Origin of the sequence: Lacrimispora sphenoides, from assembly GCF_900105215.1 — a bacterium.
GTDB classification, from domain to species: Bacteria; Bacillota; Clostridia; order Lachnospirales; family Lachnospiraceae; genus Lacrimispora; species Lacrimispora sphenoides_A.
This window is the reverse complement of record NZ_FOIP01000001.1, coordinates 995,148-1,014,981: the sequence shown is the minus strand read 5'-3', so window position 1 is coordinate 1,014,981 and position 19,834 is coordinate 995,148. Positions and strand designations below refer to the sequence as shown.

Here is a 19,834-nt window from a genome sequence, read left to right as displayed (position 1 = left end):
CTGATGAATAAACAGATTGAAAAAGCATATGAAGAACGCCCAAGAAACACAGTATACCGGATAACCGTGTCCGTGATTGTCCTGGCCCTCATTCTATGGTCCGGTTCTGCCGTGGATTTTTCAGGAAGCGGACTTGGAGGACTTAAGATAGCTGGAAATATCTTAAACGGGATTATTCACCCGGATAGGAAACTGCTGTTTAATCTGACCGTACAGGGAGTTCCATATCTTCTTTTGGAAACGGTCTGCATTGCATTTTTAGGAACCATTGTGGGGGCATTTCTTGCCATTCCATTATCCTTTTTATCCGCTTCCAATTTGATGCCGGCCCCCATAGCCTATTTGAGCCGATTGGTGATTATGGCGGTAAGGACCATTCCGGCCTTTGTATATGGCCTTATGTTCATCCGCGTCAGCGGACCCGGTGCATTTACCGGACTTTTAACCATGTCCGTCTGCTCCATCGGTATGGTATCCAAAATGTATATTGAAGCCATTGAGGATCTGGACACCAGGATTCTGGAATCCTTAGATGCCTGCGGCTGCAATACGTTCCAAAAAATCCGGTATGGAATCCTGCCCCAGCTGATTCCAAACTTTGCGTCTACGGTAATCTACCGGTTTGATATTAACTTAAGGGATGCAACGGTTCTGGGACTGGTGGGAGCCGGAGGAATAGGTGCACCCCTGATCTTTGCCATGAATGCCTACCGGTGGAATGAGGCGGGAGCTATTCTGGTCGGCCTTGTGGTTTTAGTTCTTATCGTGGAATACATATCCACCAAAATACGCGTGAAGCTGGCCAGGGGGTGATCAGTTGGAGAAACAGGCAAGAATTTATTACACCTCGGATGTGCACGGATACCTGTTCCCAACCTCTTACGGGGACAGAGAAGAACGGCCCATGGGACTTTTAAACTGTATCTCCAACTTTCAAAAAGATGGAAATACTCTTGTATTTGACGGAGGGGATACACTGCAGGGGGCGCCCTTTGCCACTTATATCACTTCCCGGAAGGAAGCTGTCCCTGGAATAAACCCAATAGCAAGGGTATACAATGAGGCAGGTTACGATGCCGTTGTTCCGGGAAACCATGATTTTAATTTTGGCTATGAGTGTCTTTCTGAATACGTTCGGGCACTTAAAGGAATCTGTCTCTGTGCCAATGCCAGAGACTTAGAAGGAAAGGCACAGATAACGAGGAGCCATATCTTTACGCTGGAAAACGGGCTTCGCCTGGGAGTGACCGGTGTTGTGACGGATTATGTTAACGTGTGGGAGCAGCCGGAGCATTTAGAGAAGATCCACATTACGGACGCGTTTGAAGCGGCGGCAAAAGAGCTGCAAAATTTAAAAAGCCAGGCAGATGTCACCGTTTGCATCTATCACGGCGGCTATGAATGTGATCTTGACAATGGAATGGTTTTAAGTACATCAGGAGAAAATGTGGGCTGCCGCATATTAAAGGAGCTGGATTACGACATCCTTTTGACTGCCCACCAGCACATGTCAGTTCCTGGAAGAGATCTATTCGGAACCCATACCCTGCAGCTGGCTCCTAATGCCGCACAGTATGCCTGCCTGGATATCAGGCTTGATAACGGGAAGGTTTCGGTGAAATCTTCCATATGCCCTGCCGGGGAGGTTCATGGGAAAGAGCCTTACGAGTCTCTGCTTCCTCTGGAGGAAGCGGTACAGGAATGGCTGGATGTGGACATCGGACGCTTAAAGGAGCCGGTTCCGGAAAAGAGCAAGCTTGATATGGCCCTCTATGGGTCGCCCATCGCAGATTTTTTTAATCATGTCCAGCTTAGCTATACGGGAGCGGATATCTCCTGCGTTGGCCTGGGAAATTCGCCCATCAGCCTGCCGGATCATGTGACGATGCGGGATCTGGTGCGGGTTTATCCGTTTTCCAATACCCTTGTGGTCCTTGAGGTAAAGGAAGAGTTTCTTAAAAAGGCGTTGGAGCGCTGCGCTGAATATTTTACTTTAAAAGATGGGAATATTGAGATATCAGACGTGTTCTTAAAGCCTAAAGTGGAGCATTATAATTATGATTATTTTTCTGGGATCACCTTTGAATTAGACTTAAAAGAGTCAGTGGGAAACCGGGTGAAGAAGATCCTGTATAAAGGAGGACCTCTTGCAGGCCGCACCTTAAGCCTTTGCATGAGCGATTACCGGGCCAGCGGTACGGGAGGTTATGAGGTATACAGGGAATGCCGGGTTATAAAACGCATTGGAACAGAGGTTCCGCAGATGGCTCTTGAGTATTTGCGTAAGCATTCTGTGGTGGAGATTGTTAATAACGGCGGACTGGTTCTGCTATAATAGCAATCCCAGGTCCTTAAAATCAATGAAAATGAAAGAATTAAATTCATTTTTTAAACCAGTAAATTTAAAAAATAAGTTTATCCGGCCGTTCTTCGGAAATTTCTTGACAAAGAACTGCTCTTGCTTTAGTCTAGCCCTATACCGGAGACGGCAGAAAACTTCAAGGCAACGAAGCCATAACATTGTGCATTGGCACAACGAGTTATGGCTTCATTTTTTTGAATCTAAAAGGAGGAGCTGCAATTATGGATCATGGAGATTTGGCCTGGCTTTTGATCAGCTCGGCCCTGGTTTTTATTATGACGCCGGGGCTGGCATTTTTTTACGGAGGTCTGGTAAAACGCAAAAATGTTATTAATATGATGATGTCATCAGCCATCATCATGGGAGTCGGATCTGTTATGTGGGTTTTGGTCGGTTTTTCCCTGTCTTTCAGCGGTGACCTAGGAGGAGTCATCGGTGATTTAAGATGGGCCGGCCTCAATTTCAACACCTTTACGGACACAACTCTGCCTTATCCCAACACCTTGGCCTTTGCCATATTTCAGATGATGTTTGCCATCATCGCCCCGGCGTTGATCACGGGAGCCATTGCGGAGCGGATGAAGTTTGCTTCCCTCGTTCTTTTTATGGTGCTTTGGTCATTGATCGTTTATTATCCCCTGGCTCATATGGTATGGGGAGGAGGCTATTTATTCCAGATCGGTTCTGTTGATTTTGCAGGAGGAAATGTAGTACATATCAGCTCCGGCGTCAGTGCGCTGGTACTTTCCATTCTCCTTGGAAAACGAAAGAACTTAGGAAAAGCGCCATACCATCCTCACAATATCCCCTTCGTTTTTCTGGGTGCTTCCCTGCTCTGGTTTGGCTGGTTTGGTTTTAACGGAGGCAGTGCCCTGGAGGCAAATGAGCTGGCTGCCCACGCATTTATGACGACCAACACTGCAGCGGCCTCTGCCCTCCTTTCCTGGGTACTGGTGGAGGTTATAAAGAACGGAAAGCCAACCCTTGTGGGTGCTTCCACCGGTCTGGTCATCGGCCTGGTGGCCATAACTCCCGGCGCCGGCTTTGTACCGGTCTGGGCGGCAATCTTGATCGGAGGACTTGTCAGCCCTATTTGTTATTTTTTTATCGATTATGTGAAGTGCAGATTTGGCTATGATGATGCCTTAGATGTATTCGGATGTCACGGGATCGGTGGTATCTGGGGCGGGATTGCCACCGGAATATTTGGGAAAACCAGCATTAATCCGGCGGCGGCCTGGAACGGCCTTGCATTTGGTGAAGCCGCTCTTTTCCTCCGCCAGTTGGCGGCCATTGGGATCACCATTGTGATTGCCGTCATAGGAACTCTGATCGCTGCGAGGATCACTTCACTTGTTGCGAAAGGGATTAAGGTTTCAAAGAAAGAGGAAGCTCTCGGACTTGATATCTCGGAGCATGGAGAAAACGCTTATCCCGCATTTAACGGAATGGATTAAGAGAAAGGAGGGCCGCCATATGAAAAAAATAGAAGCATATATCCGTCCGGAGAAACTGGAGGAAATTAAGGAAGTCATAGATAAGCTGAACTTAAATGGCTTAAGTGTCATGCAGGTCATGGGCTTCGGAAACCAGAAGGGCTGGATGGAGTTTGTCCGGGGCGTTGAAGTGGATTACAACTTTCTCACAAAAATCAAAATCGAGACGGTAGTGCCGGATGAACAGGCGGAGGCTGTTGTCGCCTGTATCGCAGACAGGGCTTATACCGGAGAATTTGGCGATGGGAAAATATTTATTTCCGATGTACAAGATGCCATCAGAATCCGCACCGGAGAGAGAGGAGTTGACGCGGTCAAATAAGGAAGATCCTTCTATCTGCCTTGCTTCTGATAAATGAGAGGCAGGGCAGTTATTTTGCCAAAATATACATTTACTCATGTCGAAAAGCCTTGTCAAGGTATCAAAAACCAACGCAAAGGTCATAATTTATATTGTCCCCGTTGAAAGAATATTCATTTTTAAGTATAATAGTATAATTACATTCAATGAAAAAGAGATAAAACCATGGAGGAATTATGAACATCAGAGTTGTAGTAGTGGATAACTCAGAGGAATTATTAATCAAACTGACTCGTATTTTAAAAGAAATAGACGGAATTGAGCTGTGCGGAAGCTTCAATGAAGCCATTACAGCCATGCAATATGTGAGAGAAAATCCGATAGATATGGTGTTTTCGGATGTGGTCATGCCGGACATCAGCGGAATTACTCTCGCAGCTAAGCTGTATGAACTTCCGGACCCACCGGAGGTAGTGCTTCTTTCCGGCATTCCCGGCTTTTCGCTGGAAGCCTGGAAGATACGTGCTTTTGGCTTTATTATAAAGCCTTATACAAAAACGCAGATTATTAAAATGATTGATCAATATAAAATGAATAAAAGAGTAGTCGTATAAAGTACGTAGAACATAGCAGGCTGTGATTTTTGCCTTCACATGGCAGGATAAGTCTGGATATAATGGTTAAACAGTCAAAAGGGGTTTTTGCGTTTTCTGTAACGCAAAAACCCTTAAAAAATCATTTCAAATCTACGGAAAGCCTTGTATTTCCTTACTTTTTGTAATTTAATGGACGAACCCAGATGACTATGATATAATGTTAAGACAGTGAAAAAGAGAACCCTTTTTTCCATAAGGAGAAAGATATGAAAGAAAAGTTCAAAATAAAGGGACAGCTAAGGACGTATATGCAGTGGCCTCTTTATTTAAGCGCACTGTTGATCGCCGCCAATACGGTGATCGGCGCTGCCAGTACAAAGGCGGGCATTATAATGGCAGTTTTTACGCTTTTGTATGTTGGTATAGCAGTCTGGCTTTATACTTACAGAAGGAGACTTCTGATGAGCGGCCTTGTGGAATTTTCTGCGGAATATTCTTGGATGCAGAAGCAGCTTCTTACTGATCTGGAACTTCCGTATGCAATGGCGGATGTAGACGGAAGGATTCTCTGGGGGAATACAGCGTTTTCAGAGGTGCTGGGGGAAGAAAAGCCTCTAAAAGTCACAAAAAAGAACCTCATGACTATTTTTCCGGAGATTACGAAGGAAGTGTTAAAGCTTAACGATGGAATGGCCGTTTTGCATGCCGCACGCAATGAAAGGAAATACCAGATCCGCTTAAAACCTGTCTTTATGAAAGATTCACCGGAAGCGATTATTTCAACCGTTGGAGTGGAGGCTGCCGGACAGATGCTCGTGGCAGTCTATCTTTTTGATGAAACGGAGATTCTCTCCTATAAACAGATGGTAGATGATCAGAAAATGGTGGCCGGTCTTATTTATCTGGATAATTATGATGAGGCGTTAGAGAGTGTGGAAGAAGTACGCCGTTCTCTGCTTACTGCCCTCATTGACCGGAAGATCACTAAGTACATTTCCAATATGAACGGAATCGTTAAGAAGCTGGAGAAAGATAAATATTTTATTTCCATAAAACAGTCCTATATTACTGAGCTGAAAGAAAACCGTTTTTCCATTCTGGAGGAAGTGAAAACCGTCAATATCGGCAATGAGATGGCCGTGACCTTGAGCATTGGCCTTGGTATGAACGGGGATAGCTATTCCAGAAATTACGAGTTCGCAAGAATCGCTATTGATATGGCCCTTGGACGGGGCGGTGACCAGGCGGTGATAAAAGATGGCGAACGGATCCAGTATTTTGGAGGCAAGGCCCAGCAGGTAGAGAAGACTACCCGCGTAAAGGCCCGTGTAAAGGCTCACGCTCTCAGAGAGCTGATGGAAACAAAGGACCGGCTGCTTATTATGGGGCACCGTTTAACGGATATTGATGCCTTTGGCGCTGCAGTCGGAATATACCGCATTGCCACGGCCATGGATAAGAAGGCCCATATCATTATTAATGAAGTGACGACCTCGGTACGCCCGATTCTTGATCGTTTTGTGGGGAATCCCGATTACCCGGAGGATTTGTTCCTGACCGGATCCAAGGCAGCAGAGCTTGTAGATGGCAATACTCTTTTGGTGGTGGTGGATGTAAACCGTCCCAGTATCACCGATGCCCCGGAGCTTTTGCGTCTTGTAAAGACTATCGTGGTCCTGGACCATCACAGGCAGAGCAGTGAGATCATTGACAATGCAGTCCTGTCCTATGTAGAGCCGTATGCTTCCTCCTCCTGTGAGATGGTAGCGGAGGTGCTGCAATACATTGCAGACGGAATTAAGATCAAATCGGCGGAAGCAGATGCCCTGTATGCAGGAATCGTCATTGATACCAATAATTTTACCAATCAGACGGGGGTAAGGACCTTTGAAGCAGCAGCTTTCTTAAGAAGAAACGGCGCGGATGTGGTCCGTGTGCGGAAGATGTTCCGCGATGACCTGGAAGATTACAAGGCAAAGGCAGAGGCTGTCCGGGAGGCAGAGATTTTCGAAGGCTGCTTTGCCATCAGCGTATGTTCCTCGGAAGGAATCGGAAGCCCTACGGTTGTGGGAGCTCAGGCAGCCAATGAGCTGCTTGACATAGCCGGGATCAAGGCCTCCATTGTAATGACGGATTATAATCATGCGGTGTATATAAGCGCCCGTTCCATTGATGAAGTCAATGTACAGGTCATGATGGAAAAACTGGGCGGCGGCGGACACCGTACCATCGCAGGCGCACAGCTTGCAGGAGCCAGCATTGAAGAAGCCAAAATCCGCGTAAAAGCGGTTATTAAAGAGATGTTAGAGAAGGGAGACATATCATAATGGAAGTTGTATTATTAGAAGACGTAAAGGCATTGGGCAAGAAGGGACAGATCGTTAAGGTTAACGACGGATATGCAAGAAATTTCATTCTCCCTAAAAAGCTGGGAATTGAGGCAACGACAAAGAATTTAAATGACTTAAAGCTTCAGAAGGCTAATGAGGCCAGAATCGCAGCGGAACAGCTGGAGGCAGCAAAGGAGCTTGGAGCCAAGCTTTCAGAAGCAGCTATCACCTTATCCATTCGTGCAGGAGAGGGCGGAAGAGCCTTTGGCTCCGTATCAGGAAAGGAAATTTCCGCTGCCATTAAGAGCCAGCTGGGATATGATATTGATAAAAAGAAGCTGATTCTTCCTGAACCACTTAAGACCTTTGGTTCCCATGAGGTTCCAATCAAGCTTCATAAAGATGTAACTGCGAAACTGAATGTTAAGGTAGTGGAAAGCTAGGAGGCATGAACATGGATGATGCCCTGATCAAACGGGTACTCCCTCACAGCATAGAGGCAGAGCAATCTGTCATCGGTTCCATGCTGATGGACCGGGATGCAATCATCACGGCTTCCGAGATCGTTACAGCAGGAGATTTTTACCAGCACCAGTATGGCATCATGTTTGAGGCCATGCTGGAGCTTTTTAATGAGAACTTACCGGTGGATTTGGTGACTCTTCAAAACCGTTTAAAGGTAAAGGATGTTCCTCCCGAAGTTTCGAGTCTTGATTTTGTCAGGGATATCATCACCACAGTCCCTACATCCGCCAATATAAAGTCCTATGCAAATATTGTCCGTGATAAAGCGGTTCTAAGGCGGCTTATTAAGGCAAATGAAGAAATTGCCAACACCTGCTACGCAGGAAAGGAACCCTTAGAAACCATTATGGCTGTCACGGAAAAGACCATATTTGATCTGCTTCAGAACCGCAGCTCCGGAGATTTCGTACCCATCCGCCAGGTTGCCATGAATGTTCTGGAAAAAATCGAAGAGGCTTCCAAAAACCAGGGAACTGTAACCGGAATCCCCACAGGCTTTATTGACTTGGATTATAAGACCTCTGGTCTGCAGCCTTCCGATTTCGTCCTAATCGCTGCCCGTCCTTCCATGGGAAAGACGGCATTTGTGCTGAACCTGGTAGACCATATCGCTGTAAAAAAAGGCCTGCCCTGTATGGTATTCAGCCTGGAGATGTCCAAGGAACAGCTGGTAAACCGTATGCTGGCCATGGAATCCAATGTAGATTCCCAGAAGCTCAGAACCGGAACCTTATCCGATTCCGACTGGGATGCCGTGGTAGAGGGAATCGGAGTTATCGGCAATTCCAAGCTGATCATAGACGATACCCCAGGAATCTCAATTGGAGAACTGCGTTCCAAATGCCGTAAGATGAAGCTGGAATACGGTCTTAGCGTAGTCATCATCGACTACCTTCAGTTGATGAGCGGAAGCGGAAAAGGCGGCGACAACCGCCAGCAGGAGATCTCAGAAATTTCCAGATCCCTAAAAGCCCTGGCAAGAGAGATGAACGCCCCTGTAATCGCCTTATCCCAGCTAAGCCGTGCGTGCGAAACAAGACCTGACCACCGCCCCATGCTATCCGACCTCCGAGAGTCCGGAGCCATCGAGCAGGATGCCGACGTGGTTATGTTCTTATACCGTGATGATTATTATAATAAAGATACGGATATGCCTAATATTGCGGAAGTAATAATTGCAAAACAGAGAAACGGTCCGATTGGAACGATTAATCTGGTCTGGAGACCTGAATATACGAAGTTTGCAAACATGGCCAAGCAATGAGCAGGATAGAAAAAGAGAGTCCCCTGGTCCTGGAAAAGCAAGTTTTCTTGTTTTTCCGGGACCAGGGGACTCTCTTTTTCTATGGGGCGAACGCCCCCCATCTGGGAGAAGGGATTCGAGGTTCGAATCCCTTCTCCCAGATGGCTCCTGCGGCCCCGCTAAATTCCCCCCTTCTCCCAGATGGCTCCTGCGCTCCCGCCATTTCTCTTTTTCCCCCACCTATTTACTCCCCCATCTTCTAAAAATTTTCTCAAATCCCTCAAAAAACTTCCAATTCCCATTCATAATCCATCCGAAGTCCGCATATGATATAAATAGTAAGGTTATGAAAACTTAACGAACCAAAGGAGAGGATATAGCTATGGCTGAGATACATTACTTAATATCGGATGCATCGAAGAAGGTCGATGTGGAGTCTCATGTCCTTAGATACTGGGAGGACGAGCTGGAGTTAAAGATTCCCAGAAATGAGATGGGGCACCGGTATTACACTGAAGCACACATCCGTTTATTCAAGCAGATCAAGGACTTAAAGGACAAGGGGTATCAGTTAAAGGCCATTAAGACAGCGCTTGACAAGGTTATCGAGGAGGGCAGAGACCCCGTCATACCAGATGAGTTACTGGAAGGACAGGTAGCTCAGGAATTAAAAGAGAGTGCAATATCTGGCACTGAGGATGGGACAGGCCTGGATGTACATAACACGGCGCAGATTTCCATTGCCCAGGATAAAATGGAGCAGTTTCAGGAGATCATGAACCATATCATTGGACGGGCTTTAGAGGTAAATAATGAGCAGTTAAGCCAGGATGTCAGCTGCTTGGTCAATGACAAAGTCATTAAGGAAATGGAATATTTATTGAATTTAAAAGAAGAAAAGGAAGAGGAGCGGTTCAAACAGCTGGACGAGCTTATGCGTTCGTATCAAAAGGACAACAAAGGGCGTGCAGAAGCTGCTGCTTCCAAGATTCCATTTTTCAATCGAAAAAAAAAGTTCGGGCGAAATGGAAAAAAGTTATAAAACCACACTACTTTCAGATAAATAGAGCAATCAAACAGGCTCTGTCAAGGAAATCCGCAGCTGCCGGTGAAAGTGGAAACTGCGGATTTTTTATGCATACAGGTTATTATTCTTTACAAGCATTTACAAAAGTCTGAAACAGTCGGAACGCCTCTCCATTCTTTTCCCATAAATATTCCGGATGCCATTGAACCCCGATAAAAAAGGGATAGTCTGTCATTTCCAGTGCCTCGATCAAATGGTCTGGGGAGTAGGCTGAAGCAATAAGTCCGGGAGCAAGATCCCTGACGGCCTGATGGTGCATGCTGTTGACCTTTATCGAAGAGCTTTCTGATATCCGGGCAAGGAGGCTGCCCTCGGTTAAAGCAACCGTATGGCACGGCATATCATAACTAAATGGCTGGGAATGGGCCAGAGGAAAATCACGTGTTACCTGGGAGGGGATATCCTGCCAGATGTTTCCTCCAAGAGCGATGTTTAGAACCTGGATTCCCCGGCAGATTCCAAGGATCGGTTTCCGAAGCTCCATAATCATAGGAAGCAGGGAAATCTCCATCTGGTCCCTGGCTGTGGACACATTGCCGCAGTGGGCCTGTGTTTCTTCCCCAAATAGAAAGGGGTGCACATCAGGACCGCCTGTGAACAGAAATCCGTCCATATCCTTTGATAGCTGCTTTAAATCTTCTTCTGAGGCATCTAAGGGCATTACGACTGGGATCGCTCCCGCAGCTTTTAATGCCCGCATATAAGTAGGACGTGCCTTAACATCACCGCTTTCAATATCGTAGGCGGGGGTCAGGCCGATCAGTGGTTTTCTCATATTAGAAATGTCCTTTCCTTTATCCGGTTAATTCATTCGTATGCAGATATAAAGAACGTGTTGATATAACAAAATGCCTCTTCCTTTCGGAAGAGGCATTTATGTATCATAATTATGCTTCAGAAATAGCTCCTGTTGGACATACGCCCTCACAAGCGCCACAATCGATACATGCATCAGCATCAATAACAAACTGAGAATCACCCTGGCTAATAGCGCTTACTGGGCATTCACCTTCACAGCTTCCGCAGCTAACGCAAGCGTCACTAATAACTCGTGCCATGATAAATTACCTCCTTATATTATATAGATTTTTCTATATTTTATACTATAAATCAGAAATATTCAAGTAGTAAATGGTACAATTATTGTTTAATTTTGGGAGCAATACCGATCAGGGACTCCTGTGCGGACATCCCTGATTCCGCTTAAGATTATCTTCTTGGCGGCAATGGCACCATCCTTTGACATGGGGGGAATATCCTTTAAGGGATATTCCATACCCATGCTCTCGTATTTTACCTTTCCCATGTCATGATAAGGCAGGACATCAAGGGCCTTCACATTCTTAAGCCCGCCGATAAAACGCCCCAGCCTGTATAGATCAGGGGTCTCATCCGTGATCTGCGGCACTGCCACATGACGGATCCACACCGGGATATCCCGGTCACTTAAATACTGGGCAAAATCCAGAATGTTTTCATTGGAATGACCTGTAAGTGTTTTGTGCTTTGTATCAACAATGTGCTTGATATCCAGCATGACAAGATCGGTAGAGTCCAGAAGCCGGTCTATTTTCTTCCTGTAATCCGGGTCATTCCTATGAAACGTGACACCTGAAGTATCCAGGCAGGTATGGATGTTCTTCTTTCCTGCAGCTTCAAAAAGCTCAGTCACAAAATCCAGCTGCATAAGAGGCTCTCCGCCGGTGGCCGTGATGCCTCCGCCCCGGTAAAAATTCCGGGACGATTCATACTGCTTTAATAGTTCTTCTACCGTCATTGGCGTGCCGCCTGCCATCTTCCAGGTGTCCGGATTATGGCAATATTGGCAGCGCATGGGACAGCCTTGTAAAAAAATCACCATACGCACACCCGGCCCGTCAACGGTACCGAAGCTTTCAATGGAATGGATATATCCTGTCATACAGATCGCCTTCTTTGCTTATTACATATTGTTGTGGAACGTACGGGAGATTACCTCATCCTGCTGTTCCTTTGTCAGCTTGATAAAATTCACCGCATAACCGGATACGCGTACGGTAAGCTGGGGATAACTTTCCGGATGCTTCTGTGCGTCTAATAAGGTATCACGGGTGAAGACATTAACATTTAAGTGATGTCCGCCTTCTTCTACATAGCCATCTAATAAATTAACAAGGTTATTGATTTGAGATTCGCTGATATTTGCCATTTTATAATCCTCCTATTGTATTTAATAAGTGTCTTCCATAAACAGCCGGTTGCTTTCCGGGTCTTCATCTTCTGTATCCAAGGCCTGGAATAAAGTGGGCACTCTGCAGGCGGAATTTCCGTCTGCACAATCCGTGGAGTTTGTGGTAGTAACTGATTTAGCCATTGTTTCATCGGTACTTACAGTACCGTCTTCTGATACGCGGATGTTCATATGTCCGCCGTTTCCAGCCATGAACTGGTCAAGCATGGAGACGATATCGTCAATCTGTTTCTCCTTTGGATCTGCCATAATAACCACTCCTTATTTCTGGTCTTCGCTAAGAGACAGCTCTAAATCCACCTCTAAATCTCCTGTGAAGATCTGATCTTCTTTGCCAAGGGCTCCCGGTACGATAGAGAATGTATTGGAGATCCCATCCTGGGCATCTCTAAACGGAAGCTTTGCAACCGATGCCAGAGAAGCGACAGCACCGTGAGTATCTCTAAGGTGCATTGGGTTTGCACCAGGCGCAAAGGCTTCACCCTTCTTACGACCGTCAGGAGTTGCTCCTGTATTCTTACCATATACTACGTTGGAAGTGATTGTCAAGATTGAGGTGGTTGGAATACCGCCGCGGTAAGTGTGGTTTCCTTTTACATAGTTCATAAAGGTGTGAACCAGTTCGTTTGCAATCATGTCTACCCGGTCATCGTTATTGCCGTATTTGGGGAAGTCTCCTTCTACGATATAATCGGTTACGATTCCGTTTTCATCCCGTACGGTTTTAACCTTGGCATATTTGATGGCGGATAAGGAGTCAGCCACTACGGAAAGTCCAGCAATACCGGTTGCGAACCAACGGGTTACCTTTTTATCGTGAAGAGCCATCTGAATACGCTCATAGCTGTATTTGTCATGCATATAGTGAATGACGTTTAATGTGTTTACATAAACCCTTGCAAGCCAGTTCATCATATCCTTATAGGCAGCCATAACCTCTTCATAATCCAGGTACTCGGAAGTGATGGGGCGGTATTTGGGTCCGACCTGTTTTTTGGTGACTTCATCAATGCCCCCGTTAATAGCATATAACAGGCATTTTGCAAGATTGGCCCTTGCGCCAAAGTTCTGCATTTCCTTACCAACTCTCATGGAAGATACGCAGCAGGCAATGGCATAATCATCTCCATGTGTCACTCTCATCAGGTCATCGTTCTCATACTGAATGGAAGAGGATTCAATGGAGGTCCTGGCGCAGAAGCGCTTAAAGTTTTCCGGAAGCTTTGTAGACCAGAGCACGGTTAAGTTTGGCTCAGGAGCTGTTCCCAGATTCGTAAGGGTGTGGAGGTAGCGGAAGGAAGTCTTGGTCACCAGATGGCGTCCGTCGATGCCGACTCCACCGATGGATTCTGTTACCCAGGTAGGATCGCCGGAGAACAGCTCATTGTATTCCGGAGTACGGGCGAATTTTACCAGACGAAGCTTCATGATGAAATGATCCACAAACTCCTGAATCTGCTCCTCGGTAAAGGTTCCATCTTCTAAATCTCTCTGTGCATAAACATCAATAAAGGTGGAGGTGCGGCCTAAGGACATGGCTGCTCCGTTTTGTTCCTTGACAGCGGCAAGGTAGGCAAAGTACAGCCACTGGATCGCCTCTTCTACGTTGGCGGCCGGTTTTGAAATATCAAAGCCATAGATGCTTCCCAGCTCCTTTAATTCCTTAAGGGAGCGGATCTGCTCAGAAAGCTCTTCTCTTTCCCGGATCACGTCAGAGTACATGGTGGTACGTGTTGTATCCTTCTGCTCTTCCTTGTCTGCGATCAGGCGGTCAATGCCGTAAAGGGCCACTCGGCGGTAATCCCCGATGATACGGCCGCGGCCATAGGCATCCGGAAGGCCTGTGATGATGTGGTTGGAACGGCAATCACGCATTTCCTGGGTATAAGCATCAAAAACACCTGCATTGTGTGTCTTTCTGTGAATCGTAAAAAATTTCTTAACTTCAGGATCAATGGTATAACCATTATCCGCGCATGCCTTCTCTGCCATACGGATACCGCCGTAAGGCTGTAAGGAACGCTTAAAAGGCTTATCAGTCTGAAAGCCTACAATTGTTTCTTTGTCTTTATCTAAATATCCCGGTCCGTGGGAAGTGATGGTGGAAATGTTCTTAGTATCCATATCCAGCACGCCGCCGGCCTCCCGCTCCTGTTTGGATAAATCCATAACCTGCGCCCAAAGAGCGTTTGTTGCTGTGGTAGGTCCGGCAAGAAAGGAATCATCGCCGTCATAAGGAGTGTAATTTTTCTGTATAAAGTCCCTGACGTTGATCTCCCGTTCCCAAACACCGCCCGTGAAAGCTCTCCATTCTGTTCTCATAGTATTGTTCCTCCGTAAAATCTGCTGTATAAGTGTCAATTATAAATGAGTGCCGTCAAAGATTATAATTCATACAACCTTTGTATGAATACATTATATATGAATACTGTATACAATGTCAAGACTACTTGTTGAGAAAAATTTGTCAAAAAGAAGTCGGAAGGAAAAAAAGGAATTTAGTCCTTGCTAATAAGGAAGAAAAGTATTATATTATAAAGACAGTAAGTACAATTTTTTAAGGAGGAATACAAGATGCAGATCCAGAAGGATATGTTAATAGGCGCTTTGCTTGAAATGGACGAGAACATTGCACCTATGTTAATGCGTGCAGGTATGCATTGCCTCGGCTGTCCGGCATCTCAGGGTGAGTCCCTGGAAGAAGCCTGCCAGGTTCATGGAATAGACTGTGATGTACTGGTTTCCCAGATTAACGAAGTATTAGCAGAAGTATAGAATATATTACTATATGACAGGAGGCAGTCCTTAAGGACCAGCCTCCTGTTTTTTGTGAGGGCAGCGAGCCGGCGGGTTTCTTATGACTGCCGTTTTTCTTCCCTGTAATGCTTCGGGCTGACGCCGAATTCCTGCTTAAAGATCTTGGAAAAGGTTAAAGGGTTATGATATCCGATGTCTGTGGCAATTTCCTGAATGGATAAGGATGTGGTGGCAAGCTGATTGGCGGCAATGTTAAGCCGGTACCTCATTAAGTATTCCTGAGGGGAAACGTGAAGCTGCTTTTTGAATATTGTAGTCAAATAGGAACGGTTGATCCCGATGTAGTCTGCGATGTCCTGGACCTTGATGCTGTCGTAGTTCAGCTTAATATACTGAAGGGCATAATCTACATAAGTATCGATGGAATAGTCGTACTGGTTCTTCTTAATGGTTCTTATGGTATTCTGCATTTCGATCAGGGTGGACAATATTTCGTATAGGTATCCCACCCGCTTGATTTCATTGGCAAAGGTCAGTTCGCTGGTATCCAGTATTTTGTGTATCATGGGAAGATAAAGCTGATTGGGAATCTGTGAATGGATGGCAGGGAGCTGCGGGGATATGCCCGCATAGCTTAAATAAGCCTCTGCCATCTCTCCGTCAAAGGTAATCCACATGTACTCCCAGGGATTTTTAAGATCCGCATTGTAAAGAACGGGATGTCCCTTGGGAATGAGAAAGATGTCATCGGTTTTTATATCATACCGTTTCTCATTAATTTCCAGAGAGCCTGCGCCGCCCAGCACAAAGTGAAGGTGATATTCATTTGGAATCTTGTGATCGTAGGTGTATCCCGGAGGACACTGTTGGATTCCGCAGTGGACCAGGAACAGATCATTGGTCTGCCGTTTAATGTTCCTTAAGCAGCGGAACCCGGCAACATTTTTATAAGTCGTTTGTTTTTCGCTCAAAGATATACCCCCTCAAAATGGTGAAAGACCCTGTCAGACGATCCGCTTTTATTAGGATGTTTGATAGGGTCAAGTATACAGGCATTATAGGCAACTTGTAAATAATGATTCCTGGGAGTTTCTTTTACTGGTACATTTTCATGTAATCCCCATGGGCTGCAATGAGTTCATCCACCATGGCACGGATATCTTTTATGTTAAGCTCGGCAGCAGTATGAGGATCCAGCATGGCTGCCTGGTAAATGGTTTTTTTATCCCTGTTACGGGCGGCTTCTATGGTAAGAAGCTGAGGATTTATGTTTGTCATGTTCATGGCCGCAAGCTGGGTGGGAAGGGGGCCTACATGGCAGGGAGTGATTCCGCTTCCGTCTACCAGACAGGGAACTTCTACGCAGGCGTCGGCAGGGAGGTTATCAATAAGCCCCCGGTTTAAGACACTTGCCCCGATCTTGTAAGGCTTATTGGTCAGAATAGCTTCCATAATATAGGAGGCGTATTCATGGGAACGTTCATGGGTGATCTGTCCGTTGTTAAGAATAGAGTTCTTTTCTTCTTCCCACTCATTGATCTGCTTGATGCAGCGCCGTGGGTATTCATCTAAGGGGATCTGGAATTCTTCGATCATTTCCGGGTATTTGGATTTTATGAACAACGGATTGTATTCTGCATTGTGTTCACTGGATTCCGTACAGTAATAGTCTAACTGGTTGATGTATTCAAAACGTACCATATCCTTATGTTTTTCTGTCTGGTTTTTCCAGGAGGCCTTCTGACGGATCATGGGGTAAAGGTCGTTTCCATCTCTGTCATGGAGCTTTAAGAGCCAGGCCATATGGTTAATTCCAGCAATTAATTCTGTTCGCCCTTCCAGCTTATCCTCCATATCAAGTCCCTTTAATAAGGTTTCTGAGCATACCTGGACGCTATGGCATAAACCAATGGTTTTAATGGAAGTGTAACGCTGCATGTAACCAGTTAAGATAGCCATGGGATTGGTATAATTTAAGAAGTAGGCCTCAGGACAAACCTCTTCCATGTCTCTGGCAAAATCCTCCATGACAGGAATGGTCCTTAAGCCCCGCATAATTCCGCCGATTCCCAGGGTATCCGCAATGGTTTGTTTTAAGCCGTATTTTTTAGGGATTTCAAAGTCTGTAATTGTACAGGGATCATAACCGCCCACCTGAATGGCGTTCACTACAAAGGTGGCACCGGATAAGGCCTCCTTCCGGTTTTCCACTCCCAGATAAGTTTTGATATCAGCCCGTCCTTCATTCACATTTTTGTTGATTGCATTCAGAATAAGCTCTGAATCCGAAAGCCGCACCTGATCAATATCGTAAAGAGCGATCACAGCGTCCTGAAGTATTGGAGTGCACATGCAGTCGCCTAAGACATTTCTTGCAAATATCGTGCTCCCTGCCCCCATAAAAGTTATTTTTACCATGTTCCTTCCTCCTTGTTTTCCTTGTCTGTCTGATGAGGATATTGTATAATTGCAGCAGAAAAAAAGATAGGAAGTTTGTTTCATAAAATTGTCATTTTGTTGTATGGAGGGTGAAACATGAATCAATTGGTACGGGGGCTGACCATTTATTACTGCGGTCGTGAACAGTGTACGTCAGGGCATTTTTTCGGACCAGCGATCCGGAAGCATTACCTGATGCATGTGATACTTAGGGGAAAGGGGATCTACCGGACAGGAGGCGAGGAATATGCCTTAAAGGAGGGAGATGCATTTTTAATAAAGCCCCAGGAGGTCACTTATTATCAGGCGGATAAGGATGAGCCCTGGGAATATGCCTGGGCAGCTTTTGCAGGGACTGAAGCGGAGAGGCTGTTAAGCGATTACCGGCAGGAGGAAAATGAATATGTGTACCATTTCGATCACGGAGAGGAATGGCGAAACTATATGGACCGGCTGGTGACCGTCTTTGAAAGCGGGGAACACAATATGGATGAGACAGCAGGGTATCTTTATCTGCTGTTTTCCCGGTTCCCAAAACGCAGCAAGGAAGTGGGAGAGTATGAGCAGAGCTATCTGTCCAGGGCGGAAACATATATACGCCATAATTACAGCTACCCCATTCAGATCGGAGATGTGACAAGATATGTGGGGATCGACAGGACTTATCTGTACCGGCTTTTTATGAAATATAAGGGCATTTCTCCGAAGCAGTATTTAACGGCCTACCGGATCATGGAAGCAAAGCGCCTGTTGGAGGATACGGGTCTCAGCATAACGGAAACCGGTTTATCCTGCGGCTTTCATGATGCTTCGGTATTCTGTAAAAGTTTCCTGCAGGCAGAGGGGGAGTCCCCGCTCCAGTATCGGAAGAAGATGAGAGAAGAGGTTTGGTAAATATAACAAAACACCATGTACCTATCACATTAGTCTATGTAATATGGATAAAAAATAGTTTATAATCAGGGTTAGGTAAATAAAAATACACAAAAAATGGTTTTAAATTTAGTCTTAACTATATAAACTGACTAATCAAAGGGAGGTAACAAAATGAAACGTAAATGGTGGTTGACAGCGGCAATGGCAGCGGTTATGGCAGCAGCACTGGTTGGTTGCGGAAGCAAGACCGGGAAGGAAACGGCTCCTGCGAGTGCGGGAGAAACAAAGCAGGCGGCGGAAAGCTCCAGTGAGTCAGGAAATGAGTCTGCTCAGGGAACTCTGACGGTTGCAATCTGGGACAAGAACCAGGAACCGGGACTTACGGAGATCATGAAAGACTTCACAAATGAAACAGGAATTAAAACACAGATTCAGGTAACCCCATGGGAGCAGTACTGGACCATGTTGGAGGCAGGAGCAACCGGCGGATCTCTTCCCGATGTTTTCTGGATGCATTCCAATGAGATCGCAAGGTATTCCGAATATGAGATGCTCCTGGACTTAACGGACCGGATCAAGGAAAGCAAGAAGCTGGAAATGGATAAATTCCCAAAGGACATTGTGCAGATCTATAATTGGGAAGGTACAAAGCAGTATGCAGTGCCAAAGGATATTGATACCATCGCGCTCTGGTACAACAAAACTATGTTTGATGAAGCAGGAATCCCTTATCCCGACAAGGATTGGACCTGGGATGATTATGCAGAAGCAGCAAAAAAGCTGACCAAAGCAGATGGAAGCCAGTATGGATTTGCCTTAAGGCCTACCAATGACCAGGCTGGCTGGAATAATATCGTTTATGATATGGGCGGTTATGTAATCAGCGATGATAAAAAATCTTCCGGCTTTGACCAGCCGGGAACCATCAAGGCTTTAACTTTTATCACGGACCTGATGAAAGAGGGATATGCGCCTCCATATGAAGTGATGGCAGAGAATACAGAGGAAGCTTTGTTTGAAGCCGGCAAGGTAGCTATGATTACGGCTGGATCTTGGATGCTTCCGGAGCTTTGCAATAATGATTACGTAAAGGCAAACTGTGACATCGCAGTTCTTCCAAAAGATGCGGCCTCTGGAAAGAGGATCTCCATTTACAATGGACTGGGCTGGGCGGCTTCTGCCAATACCGGCATGCCTGAAGAAGCATGGAAGCTGATCGAATACATGGGATCAAAGGAAGCTCAGCAGAAGCAGTCTGACCTTGGAATCGTTATTTCCGCCTATGCAGGGACAACGGATAACTGGATAAAGGCATATCAGGGCTTTAACCTCCAGGCATATTTAGATATGATGGGTGACCTGGTCATCAGGCCATACTCTAAATCAACGGTTGCCTGGAACAATATGAGCCATGAAAAATTAATTGATGCATGGACCGGAGCCAAGAGCGTGGAGGAAGTCTGCAAGGACATTGCTCAGGAAATGAATGCCATGCTGGCACAAGAATAGGAGGGGCTGGGGAGGCAGGCTTTTAAAGCGCCTCCCCCTTTTTAACCGAATCAAGTGGTGAAGCGGATTGCGAATATCCGCTT

Annotated in this window: 20 protein-coding genes; 12 read left to right on the top strand and 8 right to left on the bottom strand. The window is 45.9% G+C overall.

Translation table 11 applies throughout. The features are described 5' to 3' along the window. Positions 1 to 3: 3 nt before the first annotated feature. The 9 genes from phnE (at position 4) to BMW45_RS04505 (ending at position 9,895) form a co-directional block, all read left to right on the top strand. On the top strand, positions 4 to 813 hold the full coding sequence (phnE, locus tag BMW45_RS04545; RefSeq protein WP_092240886.1) for a phosphonate ABC transporter, permease protein PhnE: 810 nt from the start codon (positions 4 to 6) through the stop codon (positions 811 to 813). 4 nt (positions 814 to 817) lie between these two features. After that, positions 818 to 2,335, top strand: coding sequence for a bifunctional metallophosphatase/5'-nucleotidase (locus tag BMW45_RS04540; protein WP_092240884.1), 1,518 nt, complete (start codon positions 818 to 820; stop codon positions 2,333 to 2,335). 248 nt (positions 2,336 to 2,583) lie between these two features. Next, complete coding sequence (locus BMW45_RS04535; RefSeq protein WP_092240882.1) at positions 2,584 to 3,819, top strand: ammonium transporter; 1,236 nt, start codon at positions 2,584 to 2,586, stop codon at positions 3,817 to 3,819. A 19-nt stretch (positions 3,820 to 3,838) separates the two neighbouring features. After that, positions 3,839 to 4,180: a P-II family nitrogen regulator gene (locus BMW45_RS04530; protein WP_092240880.1), complete on the top strand. Its 342-nt coding sequence runs from the start codon at positions 3,839 to 3,841 to the stop codon at positions 4,178 to 4,180. A 215-nt stretch (positions 4,181 to 4,395) separates the two neighbouring features. Next, positions 4,396 to 4,773, top strand: a complete 378-nt coding sequence (locus tag BMW45_RS04525; protein ID WP_092240878.1) for a LytR/AlgR family response regulator transcription factor — start codon at positions 4,396 to 4,398, stop codon at positions 4,771 to 4,773. A 248-nt stretch (positions 4,774 to 5,021) separates the two neighbouring features. Then, positions 5,022 to 7,082, top strand: a complete 2,061-nt coding sequence (locus BMW45_RS04520; RefSeq protein WP_092240876.1) for a DHH family phosphoesterase — start codon at positions 5,022 to 5,024, stop codon at positions 7,080 to 7,082. Then, positions 7,082 to 7,528, top strand: coding sequence for a 50S ribosomal protein L9 (gene rplI, locus BMW45_RS04515; protein WP_092240874.1), 447 nt, complete (start codon positions 7,082 to 7,084; stop codon positions 7,526 to 7,528). Before BMW45_RS04520 ends, rplI begins: the two co-directional genes overlap by 1 nt. Positions 7,529 to 7,539: 11 nt before the next feature. Next, positions 7,540 to 8,874, top strand: coding sequence for a replicative DNA helicase (gene dnaB, locus BMW45_RS04510; RefSeq protein ID WP_025231027.1), 1,335 nt, complete (start codon positions 7,540 to 7,542; stop codon positions 8,872 to 8,874). 361 nt (positions 8,875 to 9,235) lie between these two features. Then, positions 9,236 to 9,895 carry a helix-turn-helix domain-containing protein gene (locus BMW45_RS04505; RefSeq protein ID WP_092240872.1) on the top strand — a complete coding sequence of 220 codons (660 nt, stop codon included), beginning with the start codon at positions 9,236 to 9,238 and terminating at the stop codon, positions 9,893 to 9,895. Positions 9,896 to 10,001: 106 nt separating this feature from the next. Here the strand turns inward: BMW45_RS04505 and BMW45_RS04500 are convergent, their stop codons facing one another. From BMW45_RS04500 to pflB, 6 genes are all read right to left on the bottom strand, one after another. Next, positions 10,002 to 10,715, bottom strand: a complete 714-nt coding sequence (locus tag BMW45_RS04500; RefSeq protein ID WP_092240870.1) for a gamma-glutamyl-gamma-aminobutyrate hydrolase family protein — start codon at positions 10,713 to 10,715, stop codon at positions 10,002 to 10,004. 112 nt (positions 10,716 to 10,827) lie between these two features. Continuing rightward, positions 10,828 to 10,998 (bottom strand): DUF362 domain-containing protein, encoded by a 171-nt coding sequence (locus BMW45_RS04495; protein ID WP_025231031.1) that lies wholly within the window; start codon positions 10,996 to 10,998, stop codon positions 10,828 to 10,830. An 89-nt stretch (positions 10,999 to 11,087) separates the two neighbouring features. Next, positions 11,088 to 11,861 (bottom strand): pyruvate formate-lyase-activating protein, encoded by a 774-nt coding sequence (pflA, locus tag BMW45_RS04490; protein ID WP_025231032.1) that lies wholly within the window; start codon positions 11,859 to 11,861, stop codon positions 11,088 to 11,090. A gap of 21 nt (positions 11,862 to 11,882) precedes the next feature. Then, positions 11,883 to 12,128 carry an autonomous glycyl radical cofactor GrcA3 gene (gene grcA3, locus BMW45_RS04485; RefSeq protein WP_025231033.1) on the bottom strand — a complete coding sequence of 82 codons (246 nt, stop codon included), beginning with the start codon at positions 12,126 to 12,128 and terminating at the stop codon, positions 11,883 to 11,885. A 21-nt stretch (positions 12,129 to 12,149) separates the two neighbouring features. Next, positions 12,150 to 12,419, bottom strand: coding sequence for a hypothetical protein (locus BMW45_RS04480; RefSeq protein WP_025231034.1), 270 nt, complete (start codon positions 12,417 to 12,419; stop codon positions 12,150 to 12,152). A 12-nt stretch (positions 12,420 to 12,431) separates the two neighbouring features. Beyond that, entirely contained in the window at positions 12,432 to 14,492 is a 2,061-nt protein-coding gene (pflB, locus tag BMW45_RS04475; RefSeq protein WP_092240868.1) for a formate C-acetyltransferase, read from the bottom strand. A 252-nt stretch (positions 14,493 to 14,744) separates the two neighbouring features. Between pflB and BMW45_RS04470 the strand changes: the two genes are divergently transcribed. Further along, a complete protein-coding gene (locus tag BMW45_RS04470) occupies positions 14,745 to 14,945 on the top strand; it encodes a DUF1858 domain-containing protein (protein WP_025231036.1) in 201 nt (66 codons plus the stop codon). An 80-nt stretch (positions 14,946 to 15,025) separates the two neighbouring features. Here the strand turns inward: BMW45_RS04470 and BMW45_RS04465 are convergent, their stop codons facing one another. After that, on the bottom strand, positions 15,026 to 15,898 hold the full coding sequence (locus tag BMW45_RS04465; RefSeq protein ID WP_092240866.1) for an AraC family transcriptional regulator: 873 nt from the start codon (positions 15,896 to 15,898) through the stop codon (positions 15,026 to 15,028). A gap of 124 nt (positions 15,899 to 16,022) precedes the next feature. Next, entirely contained in the window at positions 16,023 to 17,345 is a 1,323-nt protein-coding gene (gene melA / locus BMW45_RS04460) for an alpha-glucosidase/alpha-galactosidase (RefSeq protein WP_092240864.1), read from the bottom strand. Between the two features lie 117 nt (positions 17,346 to 17,462). Here melA and BMW45_RS04455 point away from each other — a divergent pair, with 117 nt between their 5' ends. Together BMW45_RS04455 and BMW45_RS04450 are read left to right on the top strand one after the other, a co-directional pair. After that, complete coding sequence (locus BMW45_RS04455) at positions 17,463 to 18,260, top strand: AraC family transcriptional regulator (RefSeq protein ID WP_242882901.1); 798 nt, start codon at positions 17,463 to 17,465, stop codon at positions 18,258 to 18,260. Between the two features lie 153 nt (positions 18,261 to 18,413). Further along, complete coding sequence (locus BMW45_RS04450) at positions 18,414 to 19,751, top strand: ABC transporter substrate-binding protein (protein ID WP_092240862.1); 1,338 nt, start codon at positions 18,414 to 18,416, stop codon at positions 19,749 to 19,751. Positions 19,752 to 19,834: the final 83 nt, after the last annotated feature.

Coding starts and splice junctions, on each gene's coding strand:
- BMW45_RS04480 (WP_025231034.1), bottom strand. CDS start 12,419: ATGGCAGATCCAAAGGAGAAACAGATTGACGATATCGTCTCCATGCTT.
- BMW45_RS04495 (WP_025231031.1), bottom strand. CDS start 10,998: ATGGCACGAGTTATTAGTGACGCTTGCGTTAGCTGCGGAAGCTGTGAA.
- BMW45_RS04505 (WP_092240872.1), top strand. CDS start 9,236: ATGGCTGAGATACATTACTTAATATCGGATGCATCGAAGAAGGTCGAT.
- BMW45_RS04455 (WP_242882901.1), top strand. CDS start 17,463: ATGAATCAATTGGTACGGGGGCTGACCATTTATTACTGCGGTCGTGAA.
- BMW45_RS04520 (WP_092240876.1), top strand. CDS start 5,022: ATGAAAGAAAAGTTCAAAATAAAGGGACAGCTAAGGACGTATATGCAG.
- pflB (WP_092240868.1), bottom strand. CDS start 14,492: ATGAGAACAGAATGGAGAGCTTTCACGGGCGGTGTTTGGGAACGGGAG.
- dnaB (WP_025231027.1), top strand. CDS start 7,540: ATGGATGATGCCCTGATCAAACGGGTACTCCCTCACAGCATAGAGGCA.
- rplI (WP_092240874.1), top strand. CDS start 7,082: ATGGAAGTTGTATTATTAGAAGACGTAAAGGCATTGGGCAAGAAGGGA.
- BMW45_RS04525 (WP_092240878.1), top strand. CDS start 4,396: ATGAACATCAGAGTTGTAGTAGTGGATAACTCAGAGGAATTATTAATC.
- BMW45_RS04500 (WP_092240870.1), bottom strand. CDS start 10,715: ATGAGAAAACCACTGATCGGCCTGACCCCCGCCTACGATATTGAAAGC.
- melA (WP_092240864.1), bottom strand. CDS start 17,345: ATGGTAAAAATAACTTTTATGGGGGCAGGGAGCACGATATTTGCAAGA.
- BMW45_RS04470 (WP_025231036.1), top strand. CDS start 14,745: ATGCAGATCCAGAAGGATATGTTAATAGGCGCTTTGCTTGAAATGGAC.
- BMW45_RS04450 (WP_092240862.1), top strand. CDS start 18,414: ATGAAACGTAAATGGTGGTTGACAGCGGCAATGGCAGCGGTTATGGCA.
- phnE (WP_092240886.1), top strand. CDS start 4: ATGAATAAACAGATTGAAAAAGCATATGAAGAACGCCCAAGAAACACA.
- grcA3 (WP_025231033.1), bottom strand. CDS start 12,128: ATGGCAAATATCAGCGAATCTCAAATCAATAACCTTGTTAATTTATTA.
- pflA (WP_025231032.1), bottom strand. CDS start 11,861: ATGACAGGATATATCCATTCCATTGAAAGCTTCGGTACCGTTGACGGG.
- BMW45_RS04535 (WP_092240882.1), top strand. CDS start 2,584: ATGGATCATGGAGATTTGGCCTGGCTTTTGATCAGCTCGGCCCTGGTT.
- BMW45_RS04530 (WP_092240880.1), top strand. CDS start 3,839: ATGAAAAAAATAGAAGCATATATCCGTCCGGAGAAACTGGAGGAAATT.